Origin of the sequence: Propionispora hippei DSM 15287 (assembly GCF_900141835.1) — a bacterium.
Lineage (GTDB): Bacteria > Bacillota > Negativicutes > Propionisporales > Propionisporaceae > Propionispora > Propionispora hippei.
Window position 1 is genome coordinate 40,787 of record NZ_FQZD01000015.1, and the last position, 13,841, is coordinate 54,627.

The 13,841-nt window shown below is 55.7% G+C and carries 12 protein-coding genes and 1 riboswitch; of the genes, 4 read left to right on the forward strand and 8 right to left on the reverse strand.

The features are described 5' to 3' along the window. Nucleotides 1-120 precede the first annotated feature (120 nt). Both tpiA and F3H20_RS10445 read right to left on the reverse strand, forming a co-directional pair. Entirely contained in the window at nucleotides 121-930 is an 810-nt protein-coding gene (gene tpiA, locus F3H20_RS10440) for a triose-phosphate isomerase (protein ID WP_149734868.1), read from the reverse strand. Further along, nucleotides 927-1,886: a 4-hydroxythreonine-4-phosphate dehydrogenase PdxA gene (locus F3H20_RS10445; protein WP_223191727.1), complete on the reverse strand. Its 960-nt coding sequence runs from the start codon at nucleotides 1,884-1,886 to the stop codon at nucleotides 927-929. The genes tpiA and F3H20_RS10445 overlap by 4 nt, the downstream gene beginning before the upstream one ends. Between F3H20_RS10445 and F3H20_RS20165 the strand changes: the two genes are divergently transcribed. Then, entirely contained in the window at nucleotides 1,779-2,006 is a 228-nt protein-coding gene (locus F3H20_RS20165; protein WP_223191730.1) for a hypothetical protein, read from the forward strand. The two genes, F3H20_RS10445 and F3H20_RS20165, sit on opposite strands and share 108 nt — an antisense overlap. Here the strand turns inward: F3H20_RS20165 and F3H20_RS10450 are convergent. From F3H20_RS10450 to F3H20_RS10460, 3 genes are all read right to left on the reverse strand, one after another. Continuing rightward, a complete protein-coding gene (locus tag F3H20_RS10450; RefSeq protein ID WP_149734870.1) occupies nucleotides 2,003-3,304 on the reverse strand; it encodes a four-carbon acid sugar kinase family protein in 1,302 nt (433 codons plus the stop codon). The two genes, F3H20_RS20165 and F3H20_RS10450, sit on opposite strands and share 4 nt — an antisense overlap. Continuing rightward, entirely contained in the window at nucleotides 3,279-4,613 is a 1,335-nt protein-coding gene (locus tag F3H20_RS10455) for an MFS transporter (RefSeq protein WP_149734871.1), read from the reverse strand. The genes F3H20_RS10450 and F3H20_RS10455 overlap by 26 nt, the downstream gene beginning before the upstream one ends. A 63-nt stretch (nucleotides 4,614-4,676) precedes the next feature. Beyond that, on the reverse strand, nucleotides 4,677-5,654 hold the full coding sequence (locus F3H20_RS10460; protein ID WP_149734872.1) for a MurR/RpiR family transcriptional regulator: 978 nt from the start codon (nucleotides 5,652-5,654) through the stop codon (nucleotides 4,677-4,679). A gap of 184 nt (nucleotides 5,655-5,838) precedes the next feature. Between F3H20_RS10460 and fliB the strand changes: the two genes are divergently transcribed. After that, nucleotides 5,839-6,819 (forward strand): flagellin lysine-N-methylase, encoded by a 981-nt coding sequence (fliB, locus tag F3H20_RS10465; RefSeq protein ID WP_149734873.1) that lies wholly within the window; start codon nucleotides 5,839-5,841, stop codon nucleotides 6,817-6,819. Nucleotides 6,820-6,886: 67 nt separating this feature from the next. Here fliB and pflA read toward each other — a convergent pair whose 3' ends face one another. From pflA to F3H20_RS10480, 3 genes are all read right to left on the reverse strand, one after another. Continuing rightward, on the reverse strand, nucleotides 6,887-7,609 hold the full coding sequence (pflA, locus tag F3H20_RS10470; protein WP_149734874.1) for a pyruvate formate-lyase-activating protein: 723 nt from the start codon (nucleotides 7,607-7,609) through the stop codon (nucleotides 6,887-6,889). A 24-nt stretch (nucleotides 7,610-7,633) separates the two neighbouring features. Then, nucleotides 7,634-9,862, reverse strand: a complete 2,229-nt coding sequence (gene pflB, locus F3H20_RS10475; RefSeq protein WP_149734875.1) for a formate C-acetyltransferase — start codon at nucleotides 9,860-9,862, stop codon at nucleotides 7,634-7,636. 85 nt (nucleotides 9,863-9,947) lie between these two features. Then, nucleotides 9,948-10,033, reverse strand: a riboswitch (ZMP/ZTP riboswitch). A gap of 80 nt (nucleotides 10,034-10,113) precedes the next feature. Next, on the reverse strand, nucleotides 10,114-10,998 hold the full coding sequence (locus tag F3H20_RS10480) for a hypothetical protein (protein ID WP_149734876.1): 885 nt from the start codon (nucleotides 10,996-10,998) through the stop codon (nucleotides 10,114-10,116). Between the two features lie 327 nt (nucleotides 10,999-11,325). On the opposite strand from F3H20_RS10480, the gene F3H20_RS10485 reads away from it, so the two are divergent. Further along, on the forward strand, nucleotides 11,326-12,474 hold the full coding sequence (locus tag F3H20_RS10485; RefSeq protein ID WP_149734877.1) for an NAD(P)/FAD-dependent oxidoreductase: 1,149 nt from the start codon (nucleotides 11,326-11,328) through the stop codon (nucleotides 12,472-12,474). A 244-nt stretch (nucleotides 12,475-12,718) separates the two neighbouring features. Then, nucleotides 12,719-13,828, forward strand: coding sequence for a citrate/2-methylcitrate synthase (locus F3H20_RS10490; RefSeq protein WP_149734878.1), 1,110 nt, complete (start codon nucleotides 12,719-12,721; stop codon nucleotides 13,826-13,828). The last annotated feature ends 13 nt before the right edge of the window (nucleotides 13,829-13,841 follow it).

A 13,841-nucleotide genomic window follows, 5' to 3' on the forward strand; every position in this document is an offset into this window, starting at 1 on the left:
TTTTGCAGGAATAGAGGCCCCTATTTCAAAAAGATTTAGTGAAGTATGGCACAAAAAGCGCCGCCAGGGAGCGTTTTGGATAGTCTGAAAACATGCCCTAGGGTGGAATTGAGGTGATTGTTAAGCGATAGAGGAAGCGGCGGACGGCGCCTGAAGGGCCAGTTCGACCAGATCGGCCAGGCCGTCGGGTTCGAGAGCGGCGCGGCCGACAAAGAGACCGTCCACCTCGGGCAGTAAGGACAGTTCCGCGGCGTTTTGCCGGTTGACGCTGCCGCCGTAGAGCAGCGGGATGGCTTGAGCTACCGTAATACCATATTTTTCGGTTAGCAGCCGGCGGAGCAAGGCGTGAACCTGGGCCACATGGGCAGGCGAGGCGGCCTCGGCGGCGCCGATGGCCCAGAGCGGCTCATAGGCCAGGATGATGTTGGCTGCCGCCGCCGGCTCGAGACCGGCCAGCAGCTGCAGCAGCTGATAGCGCAGAAAGGCTTCGGTCAAATCCCAGGTTTCCCGTTTTTCTTCGCCCAGGCAGATAATTGGCGACATATTATTACGCAGCACGGCGTGAATTTTCCAATTGGCGGTTTCGTTGGTTTCACTGAACCAGCGCCGCCGTTCTTGGTGATTGATTTCAACAAACTGGCAGCCGATTTCTTTCAGCATCGGTGCTGAGACCTCACCGGTAAAGGCGCCGGCGTCGTCCCAATGGACATTTTGGGAACCGAACAGGATAGGGCTGTCGCTCTCTTGCAGAAACCGCTGCGTTTCCGATAGGGCGCTGAACGGCGGCAGGATAAAGACAGAAGCACCGGAGCGGTCCTTGAGCCGTTCCTGCAGGCGCTGCAGGTAAGTCAGCGCTTCCTGGTTGGTTTTGTTCATTTTCCAGCTTGTGCCGATAAGGGGTTTGCCGTAGGGCCTGTTGTTGCTGGTCATACCGGATCACTCCCGTTGGCTTGGATTAGGTTGACATACAGTCCGGTCACCCGGATCGACTCTTCCATGCTTTTGGAACTGGCCAGACCCTTGCCGGCAATGTCGAAGGCCGTGCCGTGGTCGACCGAGGTGCGGACGAAAGGCAGTCCGACGGTTACGCTGACCGTCCGGGCCAGATCGTGCACCTTGGCGGCAATATGGCCCTGATCATGGTAGAGCGACAGGACGGCATCGCACTGGTCGATGTCAAAGAGGCGGAAAATCGAATCGGCCGGAATGGGGCCCATGGCCCGGATGCCCTTTTCCTGAGCGGTTTTAACCGCCGGGGCCAGTGCCGTCATTTCCTCGTCGCCGCACAGGCCCTGCTCGCCGCCGTGGGGGTTGAGCGCAGCCACTGCCAGGCGGGCATTGGGCAGGCCCAGCCGTTTCATGGCGACCGCACAATTTTCGATAAAGGGCAGCACATTTTCATAGGTGACATACTGGCAGGCTTTTAAGAGGGACAGATGGCGGCTGAGGAAGAAAATCCGCATTTTATTGACATGAAACATGGTGACCGCCTTGGGTGAGTCGGTCAGACCGGTAAACATTTCGGTGTGGCCGATATAAGGTATGCCAGCCTGGTGGATAGCCTCCTTCTGGATCGGGGCAGTGGCAACACCGTCAATTTTTTTGTCCAGCGCCAGGGCAATGGCTGTTTTGATATAGTCGTAGGCAGCCTGACCGGCGGTGGCGCTGATGACGCCGAAGGGCACCGCGTCGGGCTGTACATTGTCGATATCCAGCACGTCAAGAGTGCCGGAGCGGTAGATACCGTTCGCCGGAGCGGCGACAGCCTGCATGGTCAGTTGGCTGTTGGTGACGAGCAAGGCCCGTTCAACGATTTTTTTGCTGCCGATAATGAGCGGGCGAACCTGCTGGTAGATGTCCGGGTTGGCCAGCGAGCGGACGACGATTTCCGGGCCGATACCCGCCGGATCGCCGATGGTGATGCCGATAAGTGGACGCATGGGGAAAACACTCCTTTATTGTCAGACAAGCGCCGCCGGACAGGCTGGCGGCCGCTTGCGGTTTAATAGTTTAACAGATATTTGGTGCAGACCATCACGGTGTTGGTTTCGCCGATCAGGCCGCCCTTGGTAATGAGGGCGATGCCGTGCAGCGGGCCGCCGACCAGGGTGCCGAAGGAAATGTGCGGCTGGACCTCATCGATCAGTTCAATGGCTTCGACCTGGCTTTCGCGGCAGAAGGCTACTGTCATATCGCCGCCGGTCAGATAGATGCCTTTTAAGTAATTCATTCCCGGCTGCAGGGCTTTGCGGGCGATGCGGGCCAGGCCATAGGTGATGCGCCGGGCAATGTCGTCCTGGGTGATGCCCCGTTTATGGGCTTCGGCCTTAATGTCGATTAAAAACTCCTTATTGCCGGCGGCCCGCAGTCCGAACACATCATTACACTGGCTGATTTCCCATATTTCGCGGGCGATGACTTCTTCCACCGGCTGCTCCCCGTCGGAATCGAGGAAGTGACGGATATCCACGTCGATAATGTGGGCCTGACATTCATTCTGCAAATAGGCTAATTGGCTGCGGGTCAGGTCGGAGGCACTGGCGGCGACGATAAACACCTTGCCGGCTTTTTTCCGGGTGACCCGCTGTTTGCCCAGGTAGGCCAGTTCGCAGGCCTTTTGAGTGAACGGGCCGGGGTCTACGGCAAACCAGGGAACCTGCAGGCGGTTAATGCCCTCAGCAATCGCGCCGATATCGGCAAAAGTGATGGCGTCAAACAGCAGGATGCGTGCGCCCTGTTCGATTTGCCGGCGGGCTGCCGCGGTAATGGCCTCGCTGCCCTGCAGCGTGACCGACAGGGGGATAAGGCCTTGTGGCAAGGCTGTCTGGGTGCTGATTTCCTCACTCAGCGCGCTGCTGTGTACCGGCTTGACCGGATCGCTGCCGGCCGGGGTTTTATGGACCGGTATGCCGTTGACCAATTGGTAGCCGCCGACGACCATGCGTCCCGAAGCCGGATAGACGGCCACGACACAGGCAATGGCGTTGTCCGGCAGGGCGTCCATCATGCCCTCGATTTCGGCACCCAGATTGCCCCGGATGGTGCTGTCGATCCGTTTGGAAAAGCGGGTAATCCCGCGTTGCAGCAATTGTCCGGTGCATTCCCGGATGCGCTCGTATGCTTCAGCAGGGTCCAGGGTGCGGCTGGAGGCGTTGACAACAATGGCGTCATAGTCCTGGAGGGGGAATTTTCCAATGGTGCCATGCTCGATAGTGGTCAATGTACGGAAATAGCTATTGGTCAGCAGGACGCCTGCCGTATTGGCGCCGGTTAAATCATCAGCAATGACTGCCCACTCGGCCATGTTGTATCTCTCCTTGCGTTTTCTTAATTTCTACCGGTTCATCCAGAGTCAGAATGATTAGGAAGCCGATAATCGCCGCCAAACCGAAATAGGTAAAGACAAAGTCGTAGGTTTGGAATTTGTCCAGCAGGGCGCCGGCGATCATGGGAGAAAAGAAGCCGCCCAGATTGCCGCCGCTATTGACCAAGGCGATAGCTATTGGATAGGTGCTGCCTGTGGTAAGGCCCATCGGGTAGGCGGTAAAGGCCGGCCAGCCTACATTAAGCAGGAACCCGGTCATAAACAGGGCGGCCGAAACGGCGGTGGAGCTTTCTGGCAGATTGACCATAACCGCCATCATCAGGCAGGTGGACAGCGCTGTCAGCAGCATGGTCGGTTTGCGGCGTTTGTGCAGCAGCTTGTCGGAAATCCAGCCGCCCAGGATGGAACCGATCAGCCCGCCCACCCACGGCGCGGCGGCGACAAAGCCCATCTTGAGGAAAGAGTAATGCTTGGCGTTGACCAGATAGGAAGGAATCCAGGTCATTAAGCCATAGAGCACGCTGACCATCATAAAGTAGGCCAGGCAGTTGCCCCAGATATTCCAGGAGGTGAAAATATTCTTTCTATTTTCAATTTTTGCAATATTCTTAGCCCGAATCAGCTTATCCAGCCAGCCCAGTGACACGGCCTCTGCCTGCTTGACCGTGGCAGTCTCGCCGGCTCCCTGAATATAGCGGGCCTCCTGTTCGTTCACATAGGGGCTTTCGGCCGGCTTGTTGCGCACCAGCAGATACCAGATGACCGCCATAGCAAAGCCCGGCAGCGAGAAGGTGTAGAAGATGGTGCGCCAGCCGAATTCGGTGGCGATCCAGACGCACAGCGGCGGAATGACAATGGGGGCAAACATGGTGGAAGCGATGTAGAAACCGACACCGGTGGCCTTTTCCTTCGGCGGAAACCAGTTGTTGATAGTAGAGGTCAGACCGACTGGCGTGGGGCCTTCAAAAATGCCCAGCCCCAGGCGGAACCATTTGATGGCGGCCACCGACTGGGCAGTGCCGATCAAATAGGTAAACAGGGAAAAGCCCAAAATCGAAGCCGGCACTATGCCGCGGGCGCCGAATTTACTGAGCCAGAAGCCTGCCGGTATTTGGCTGATGGCATAGCCCAGGAAAAAGAAACTGGCAATGGAACCGGCCTCAAAATTGTTAAAGTGAAATTCTTTCTGGATAAAAGGCAAGGCTACGCCGATATTGCTGCGGTCGGCAAAATTGATCGCATAGGTAACAAAGATAATGGCTAGAACAACCCAACGGAATCGACTCATCTAAACTCCTCCTCACAATATAGGTTGACAGGGGGAGCTATGCTGTTCTTGCTGTCCGGACGGTTATACTTTTTTGACCAGCAGGGCTTTTCTGGTTTTCTGCAGGTTGTTGAGGAACATGTCTTTTTTCAGCATGGCGACACTGACATAGAGCACATCCAGGAGATAAATCTGGGCAATCAGGTTTTCCATGGACTCGCTGCGGTACATGGATTCCTGGGAAGTGGTAATCAGCTTAAGCTCGCAGGTCTTGGCCAAGGGCGAGCCGGCCCGGCTGGTCAGGGCCACGGTGGTGGCGCCGGCCTGTTTGGCCTGGCGCATGGCATCAAGGACATCCTTGCTGCTGCCGGCGGTGCTGATACCGATAGCCACATCGCCCGGCTTGAGCAGCGAGGCGTACATGGACTGCAGGTGACTGTCCTGGGGAACCCGGACATCCAGCCCCAGACGGAAAAATTTGTTGAGCGCGCTTTGCGCCGCTACACCGGCATTGCCCATGCCATAAATGTCTACCCGGCCGGTAACGGCCAGGGCGTCGACCACCCGTTTGACTTGCTGCATGTCGACATTCTGGCGGGTAAAATGAATGGAAGCGATATGAGATTCCGCCAGTTTGGTCGCTATGTCGGGAATTTGGTCGGTTTCGCCGATTTCTTCATGAATGTTCTCCAACGGTTTAATAAAGGTCCGGGATAAAGCCAGCTTTAGCTCCTGATAACCGGACAGGCCAATGGTTTTGCAGAGATGGGTTACCGTAAACTGGCTTACCTGACATTGGTCGGCCAGTTCGGCGATACTTAACAGGACTACGCTTTTCGGATTCTTGAGCACGTAATCCGCCACCAGTTTAGTCTGTCGGCCTAAAGCATGGTACCTTTCCGTTAGTTGAGCCAGGACCTGGTTGGTTGCCGCCTCTGTATGGGAATCGTGCTGGTCGGCTCCATCCGTGCTGGTTGCTGCCTCGCTAACGGATTCTTTGGCCGGACACGATGCGTTAGTAAGGTTGAAAGCGTCGCTCTCCTGCGAACGTGGATGAGTCATCGTAACCGCTCCTTTTTTGGTAGAATTATCTAACAATTTTGATTATATTATATAATATTATATAAGTCAATATAATAATTTATATTATATAATATTATAAAAATAGACATCGGTGCAGGAAAAAAGCCCAGCCGGGCGGCAGGAGACGGCGCTTAACGGAGAGAATTTAATAGCAGCTTTAATAATGGAAGAAACGCTTAGGAAACAGGTGATGTGTTTGTACCTCTATACAAGTCTTTGCCAATCCTTTGCCTGTGGCATGTGCGGCCGCTGCTGCCGTAACGACTGGCTGGTGAGTGTCGATGAAGCTACCTATGTCCGCAGCCGGACGCTATTTTGTCAAACAGGGCGGCAGGCGGAATTTGAGCAGGCCTTTGTGCCGCTGACCGGAACAAGGCAAGCCGGCGAGTACGCCTATATTGCCAAACGGGATGGTGGAGCCTGCTGGTTTTTGGGCGGGGAAAATCTTTGCCGTTTGCAGCGTGAAGCCGGTCATGGCTTTTTGGATACCGTATGCCAGACCTTTCCCCGTTATCCGATGAGCACCGCCCGGGGGCTGGAACTGACGCTCAGTTTTAGCTGTTCCCGGGTGGTGGAGCTGGCCTGCCAGACCGACCGGCTGGAGGTGCTGCGCCGCGACAGCCCGCCCTTTACCGTCGCGCCCGACGCCGTGGTGCTGACCGTGCACCCGCAGCAGCGGCCGGCCAGCGATCCGCTTCATTATTACTTCGAGATCGAGCAGCACCTGCTGGACATTTTGCAGTGGCGCGGTGCCCCGCTTAGCCATCGCCTGCGGCTGCTGGCTGATACCGTTACGGCGCTGCAGCGCCTGGCAGGCGCCGAAGCGCTGGGTGAGCAGCTTACCCGGCTGCTGTACCGCAATTACGACTATATGGATGCCGCCGGTGACAGCAGCGGGACTGACTATGGCCCGGCAGAACGGCTATGTGAACACTTCCTGGTCAATCTGGTATTTAAGAAGCCCTTTTATTTGTATGGCTGGCAGGAAAGCCTGAAACTGCTCAGGCTAATAGAGGATAAACTCGAACGGACGCGCGCCACGGCGGCGGACCAACTGGCGGAGGTGCGGGAACAGGTTATGGCCATAGAAAGCAGCTACTGTCACAACCGGCAGGCGCTGTACCAACTGCTGGCCCGCCCTTAAGAAGAAAAACAAAAGGGAGCAGAACACGCTTATAGCGCGTTCTGCTCCTTGTTTGTAAGCTGGGAAATTACAATACGGTAAGGCCTCTTGATTGCAAATAGCCGGTAGCCCGTTCTGTCTCCTGGTCGGTGGCTGACGGAATACCAGTCAGCGCATAAGGGCGGTTAAGTTGTTCCCATTTTTCACAGCCCATCGTATGGTAGGGCAGCAGCTCGACTGTTGGCTGGTTGGGCAGCGCCGTGATGATGCCGGTCAGCAGGCCCAGTTCCTCCGGAGTATCGGTCAGGCGGGGGATCAGCACGTAGCGGACCACCAGGCGGCTGGACTGCAGCGAGGTGTAGTGGAGATTAGCCAGAATGAAGCGGTGGTCAGTGCCGGTTAACCGGTGGTGCAGCCGTGGGCTGGCCGCTTTCAGGCCGAACTGCACCATATTGGTGTGGGTGAGGACGGCTGCCAGATTTTCCGGCGGACAATGGCCGGAGGTATCCAGCAGGGTATGCAAGCCGGCGGCTTGAGCTGCCTTAAACAAGGCGGCGACAAAGCCGGGCTGCAGCAGCGGTTCACCGCCGCTGACCGTAAGACCCCCGCCGGACGATTGGTAATAGGACCGGTAGCGGTCGATATCGGCCAGCACCTCGCCGACAGTGATAGTTTTTTCGCCCCGTTGCCAGGTATCCGGGTTGTGGCAGAAAGAGCAGCCCAGGGTGCAGCCGCTTAAAAACAGCACATACCGTATGCCCGGCCCGTCGACGGTGCCGAAAGTTTCAATGGAATGGTAATACCCTTGCATGGCATAGCCTCCGTAAGGTATTTATTATACGGCCTGATAAAAGGTGCGGCTGATAACTTCCTGCTGATGGGCCTTGCTCAGTTTGACAAAATGAACTGCATAGCCCGACACGCGGATGGTGAGCTGCGGGTACTGCTCGGGATGAGCCATGGCGTCCTCCAACAGCTCGCGGTTAAGCACATTAACGTTGATGTGGTGGCCGCCGTGCATCGCGTGGGCATCCAACAATGCCGTCAGGTTGGCAGCCCGGGCAGCCGGGGTTTTACCCAGCGCCTTCGGGACGATGGAAAAGGTGTAGGAAATGCCGTCACGGCAGTCTTCATAGGATATTTTGGCGGCCGAATTGATGGCGGCCAGGGCGCCGCGTTTTTCCCGTCCATGCATAGGGTTGGCGCCGGGGGCGAAAGCCTGGCCGGCTTTACGTCCGTCGGGGGTGGCGCCGGTCTTCTTGCCGTACATGACGTTGGAGGTGATGGTGAGGATGGACAGGGTATGTGTAGCCTTGCGATAGGTGGGGTGCTGCTTTAACAGGCGGGAGAACTCGGCAGGCAGTTCCTTGGCGATGCTGTCGACCCGATCGTCGTCGTTGCCGAAGCAAGGGAATTCGCCTTCTACCGCAAAATCAACGGCAATGCCCCGTTCATCCCGGATCGGCCGCACCTTGGCATAACGGATGGCGCTCAGCGAATCGGCTGCTACCGACAGTCCGGCTACGCCAAAGGCCATCAGCCGCTCGACCTGGGTGTCGTGCAGGGCCATCTGGGCGCTTTCATAGGCATACTTATCATGCATGTAGTGAATGACGTTCATGGTGTTGACATACAGTCCGGCCAGCCAGGTGAGCACAGTGGAATAGTTTTGACGCACCGTCTCGTAATCCAGGTATTCGCCGTCCGCAATAGGAAGGACCGGACCGACTTGTTCGCCGGTTTTTTCATCGCGGCCGCCGTTGATAGCCAATAACAGGGCTTTGGCCAGATTAGCCCGGGCGCCGAAGAACTGCATCTGCTTGCCGACCTGCATGGCCGATACGCAGCAGGCGATGGCGTAATCGTCGCCATAGACGGGACGCATCAGATCGTCACTTTCATATTGAATGGCGCTGGTATCAATCGATACCTGGGCGCAGAATTTCTTGAAGTTTTCCGGCAGGCTGGTTGACCAGAGCACGGTTAGATTGGGTTCCGGTGAGGGGCCCAAATTGTATAAAGTATGCAGTATACGATAGGAAGTAGCCGTAACCAGCGTTCTTCCGTCCAGGCCGGTGCCGCCGATCGCTTCCGTTACCCACAGCGGGTCGCCGGCGAACAACTCATTGTATTCCGGGGTGCGCAGGTGGCGGGCCAGACGCAGCTTGATGACCAGTTGATCGATCAGCTCCTGGGCCTCTGCTTCGGTCAGCACGCCGCTTGCCAGGTCGTGTTCGATATAAATATCCAGGAAGGTCGATACCCGGCCTAAGGACATGGCGGCGCCGTTTTGTTCTTTAATGCCGGCCAGATAGCCGAAATAAAGCCATTGCACCGCTTCCCGGGCAGTTTTAGCCGGCTGACTGATGTCGAAGCCATGTTCTGCCGCCATAACCGCGATGGCCTTTAAGGCGTTGATTTGCAGGGACACTTCTTCCCGCAGCTTGATAATGTCTTCCAGAATCGGATAAGAAGCCAGATGTGTCAGATCCTGCTGTTTGGCAGCTACCAGCCGGTCAATACCGTACAGGGCAATTCGCCGGTAATCGCCGATGATCCGGCCGCGGCCGTAGGCGTCGGGCAGCCCGGTGATAATGCCCACCTTGCGGGCCTGTTTCATTTCTTTAGTATATACATTAAATACGGCTGTATTATGGGTGGTGGCATGGTTATGATAAATGTCACTGATGACGGGGTCCAGCTTGTGGCCGTAGGCTTCGCAAGCCTGTTCGGCCATTCGGATGCCGCCGTTGACAATGACGCTGCGCTTTAGCGGCGCGTCAGTCTGCAGGCCGACGATTGTCTCGGACTCCCGGTCAATATAGCCCGGCCGGTGCGACGTAATGCCTGATACGACAGTGCTGTCCACGTCCAGTACACCCTGATTGTCGTGTTCGGCTTTCAATAACCGGCGGCATTCAGCCCAGACCTTTTCCGTTTTGGCCGTCGGGCCGGATAAAAAGCTGTCGTCGCCATAATAAGGCTTATAATTGCGCTGGATAAAATCACGCACATCAATCGTTTCATTCCAGGCCCCCGCCACAAAGTGTTGCCAAGCTTCCATAAGTAAACCCTCCTTTAGATAATGATCATGCACAAAGGCGATCATTTTGTAAGAATAATAAAACCGCCTGGTGCAAGAAATACAGATATCTTGCCCAGGCGGTCGGCTTTCTCTCTCCAAGATACGGTCCCCTGTGGTAACCCACATCATCCGCCAGTTCCGCACCTTTTTGCTGTTTGATTTCATTATAAAGTAGCCGGCGTCCACTAGTCAATATAAAATTTGTCGATCTGTGCTGCTGCAGTGGACGGTTACCGGCCGGTCAGGGTGAGCGTGCTGAGCACCGCGCCTGCCGGATTGACAAAGGTGATGACCACAGGGTCGCTGAAATTGAGGAAGGAACGGTCTAGCAGCACCCAACTGTCAGTTTGACTGGCGGTGCCGGCACTCTGCGGGCTTTTAGTCCGGACAGTTACAGTGAAGTCGTTGCCGGTCTGGACCACCTTGCTCAGCGCGATTCCATAGCCGTCGCCGGACACTCCCCGCAGGCTGCCGTACAGCAGAAACTGACGGTTAAAATCCACTGAGTCCGCCTGGGCTGTTACAGCGGGCGGAACCTCCGCCGTAGTGCCGGCCAGGCGGGGATTGACCAGCAGGACACCGAAGGCTGTTCCCGGCGTATAGGTGCTGTCCAGCCACTGCCAGTTATCGAAGTTGGTGTTTTGGTACAGAATAAGCTGGCTGGCTGACGGTGACAGGGTATAGCCAGGAAACATGCTGGCTGGCACATAGGTGGCGGCATGGCTGGAGTCGCCGATGCCACGGATGGTAGTAATAATCCAGTCATGTCTGCCCCGCTTTAAATCCACCTTATAGGTCCGCCCGCCGGAGCGTACCTGTACGGTAGCGCTGTCACGGGAAATAGACAGCAGGGAGAACTGGTCACGGCTGACATTAAAGCCGAAGGTGGCAGCGTTTTCTTTTACCTTTCGCACCGGATCACCTAAGCGGATGGCGTGGTCGTCATCCCGGTGACGTTCGCTTTTGTGCTCCTGGCGGGGTGTGTCGTCGGAAGCCTTTGCCTGTGCCGCCGGCAGGCCGGGCATCATGGCCGAAGAGATAACCGCTGCACCGGCGACGGCAGCCAGCAGCTTTTTGTACCGTTGATTACCTAATTTACGAATGATGCGCTTCATAAATAATCTCCTTTATCGGCTTATTTTTCTTAAGGAACCGCTGATTTAATGAGCTTGCCAGACTGACGAGAGATTTTTTCGGCTGGCAAGGAAGTAAAATCACAGGAATAGCGGTCCCTATTTCAAGGTTTTGCTGACGTAGCCAGACGGAAAAAGATCCGCCAGGATGGCAGTGTGAATAAATTAGTGGTTCCTTAATAGTGTTTGCCGATCAGACGGGATCATGCCGGGTATTTTTTGTCAAAACAGGATAAACCGGCTTAGATGGTATGACAGCCCGATCCGTGGTACAATAAAAGGTATTATACTAAAACAGGTGATAAAAAAATGGACCAGGTAGATGTGATTGTAGTTGGGGCCGGTGTGGTCGGCCTGGCGGTGGCCTGCCGTCTGGCACAGCGCTGGCCGGAAAAAAGTATTTTGCTGCTGGAGAAGAACCGGACTTTCGGCCTCGATATGTCGGCTCGTACCAGCGAGGTGATCCATTCGGGCCTGTATTATCCGCCGGGCAGCTTCAAGGCCCGGCTGTGTGTGTCCGGTAAGGAAAAACTGTATGACTTTTGCACCGCCTGGCAGGTTCCTCACCAACGGCTGGGCAAGCTGGTCATCGCCCGTAATGATGAAGAGGCGGCTAAGCTGGACCAATTGCAGGAGCAGGCGCTGGCCAATGGGATAGCCGATGTAACGAGACTGGAGCCGGCGGCAGTAGCCCGGCTGGAGCCGAATATTTCCTGCCAGGCCGCGTTGTTTTCGCCGTCCAGCGGGATTGTGGATACCCGGACCTTGCTGGCCCGCCTGGAGCAGGTGGGGCGAAAATACGGCGCCATGCCGGTGTATCAGCAGACGGTGACCGCCATCACCTGCGGGGCTGACGGCTACTGTGTGACCTATACCGATGCGGTCGGCCGGTCTGATGAGGTAGGCTGTCGCTGTATCGTCAATGCCGCCGGTCTGGGTGCCGACGCCGTCGCCGCTATGGCCGGCATTGCGGTTGACCAGGCGGGCTACCGGATTTACCGCTGCAAGGGTGAATATTTTTCGGTCGCCAATGAGAAGGCCGGCTTGGTGTCTCATCTGGTCTTTCCCGCTTCCATCCGGGAGCTTAAGGGCAGCGGCATTCCGGTCATCAAGGATATGGGCGGCCGGCTGCGACTGGGGCCTGATGCCCATTACGCCGCCAACGGCCTGACCGACTACCGGATCAGTCCGGCCAATGCCCGGCAGTTTTTAGCTGTGGTCGGCAGTTACCTGCCGTTTCTGAAAGAAGACGATTTGTCTGCCGATATCGCGGCGCTGCGTTGCCGTCTGCTGGTTGCCTGCGGCAGTCCGCCGCGGGATTTTGTCATTTGCCATGAGACGGAGCGGGATTTGCCGGGGTTTGTCAACCTGATCGGTATTGAATCGCCCGGCCTTACCTGCTGCCTGAGTATCGCCGACCTGACAGGGGATATGCTGACGCCGCTGCTTGACGGATAAAAGGGGGCGTCAGGGACCGTATAAAGCGCCTAGCGCCTCTCACCGGTCATGACCGGGACTTTTTTCGCATATTATATAAGATATTTGGCTTGATTATCTAAACGACAGGGCATATAATCAAAAATTATATACATTTGTTTATACCGGGGAGTTTTTAGTACATATAATGAGGGTAATTTTGTATACAAGTATACAAAAGTGTAAAGAAGTAAAACGAGCAGGTTAGAGTAAAGGGGCTGGCTGTATGTCTGGATTGACGGGTGTTGTTGCCTGTGAAACGTCGATATGCTCGATAGAAGAGGGCATATTACGCTATCGCGGCTATACGATTGACGATTTGGCCTATAAAGCGTCGTTTGAAGAAATCATTTACTTACTATGGTATGGCCGTCTGCCAAATCGGCTGGAATTGATCGCGTTAAAGCAGGACTTGACGGAAAGTGCGGTGTTGCCGCCGAAGATCTACGATTTGCTGCGGCTGTATGCGCCATGGGGCAATGCCATGGCTAAACTGCGCACCTGTGTGTCGTTTCTTACCCATTTTGACGATGAGGTCATGGACCACTCTTTTGCGGCCGACCATCGCAAGGCTGTCCGCATTATGGCGCGCATGGCGGCTATTGTGGCGGCCATTGAGCGAATTCGCACCGATCTGGAGCCGATTGAGCCGGACGCCATCAAGTTCTCCTCATTGGCGGAAATGTTTCTCTGGCTGTTAAAAGGAGAGAAACCGGAGCCGATTGCCGTTAAGGCGATGGACCTCTGTCTGGTGCTGCATGCCGAGCATGAGCTGAATGCCTCGACCTTCGCTTCGCGGGTCACGGTGTCCACCATGTCGGATATTTATTCCGGCATTGTATCGGCCATCGGCACGCTGAAAGGAGCGCTCCATGGCAACGCCAATGAACAGGTGGCCAATATGCTGGAGGAAATCGGTGATATCAGCCGGGTGGAAGAGTATATCGCGGCTAAAATCGCCAACCAGGAGCGGATCATGGGCTTTGGACACCGGGTCTACAAAAACGGCGATCCCCGGGCCAAGCACCTTAAGGCGCTGGCTAAGGAACTGGGCGAGTACAGCGGTGACACGCGCTGGTATGACATGTCGGAGAAAATTGAGCAGATCGTTTATGAAAGCAAAGGGCTGCGTCCCAATGTCGACTTTTATTCCGCCTCGGTGTATACCTATCTCGGTATACCCAGAGATTTGTTTACGCTCATTTTTGCCACTAGCCGGACTAGCGGCTGGATGGCCCATATTTTGGAGCAGCACGACAATAATAAGCTTATCCGCCCGCGGGCGAAATATATCGGTAAAAAGCACCAAGAGTGGCTGCCGATGGAAGAACGGTAATTTGGAGGGATAT

Bases quoted from the DNA above. Each gene is read 5' to 3' on its own strand.
- tpiA (WP_149734868.1), bottom strand. From the start codon at position 930: ATGACCAGCAACAACAGGCCCTACGGCAAACCCCTTATCGGCACAAGC.
- F3H20_RS10450 (WP_149734870.1), bottom strand. From the start codon at position 3,304: ATGGCCGAGTGGGCAGTCATTGCTGATGATTTAACCGGCGCCAATACG.
- F3H20_RS10455 (WP_149734871.1), bottom strand. From the start codon at position 4,613: ATGAGTCGATTCCGTTGGGTTGTTCTAGCCATTATCTTTGTTACCTAT.
- F3H20_RS10460 (WP_149734872.1), bottom strand. From the start codon at position 5,654: ATGACTCATCCACGTTCGCAGGAGAGCGACGCTTTCAACCTTACTAAC.
- fliB (WP_149734873.1), top strand. From the start codon at position 5,839: ATGGAAGAAACGCTTAGGAAACAGGTGATGTGTTTGTACCTCTATACA.
- pflA (WP_149734874.1), bottom strand. From the start codon at position 7,609: ATGCAAGGGTATTACCATTCCATTGAAACTTTCGGCACCGTCGACGGG.
- pflB (WP_149734875.1), bottom strand. From the start codon at position 9,862: ATGGAAGCTTGGCAACACTTTGTGGCGGGGGCCTGGAATGAAACGATT.
- F3H20_RS10480 (WP_149734876.1), bottom strand. From the start codon at position 10,998: ATGAAGCGCATCATTCGTAAATTAGGTAATCAACGGTACAAAAAGCTG.
- F3H20_RS10485 (WP_149734877.1), top strand. From the start codon at position 11,326: ATGGACCAGGTAGATGTGATTGTAGTTGGGGCCGGTGTGGTCGGCCTG.
- F3H20_RS10490 (WP_149734878.1), top strand. From the start codon at position 12,719: ATGTCTGGATTGACGGGTGTTGTTGCCTGTGAAACGTCGATATGCTCG.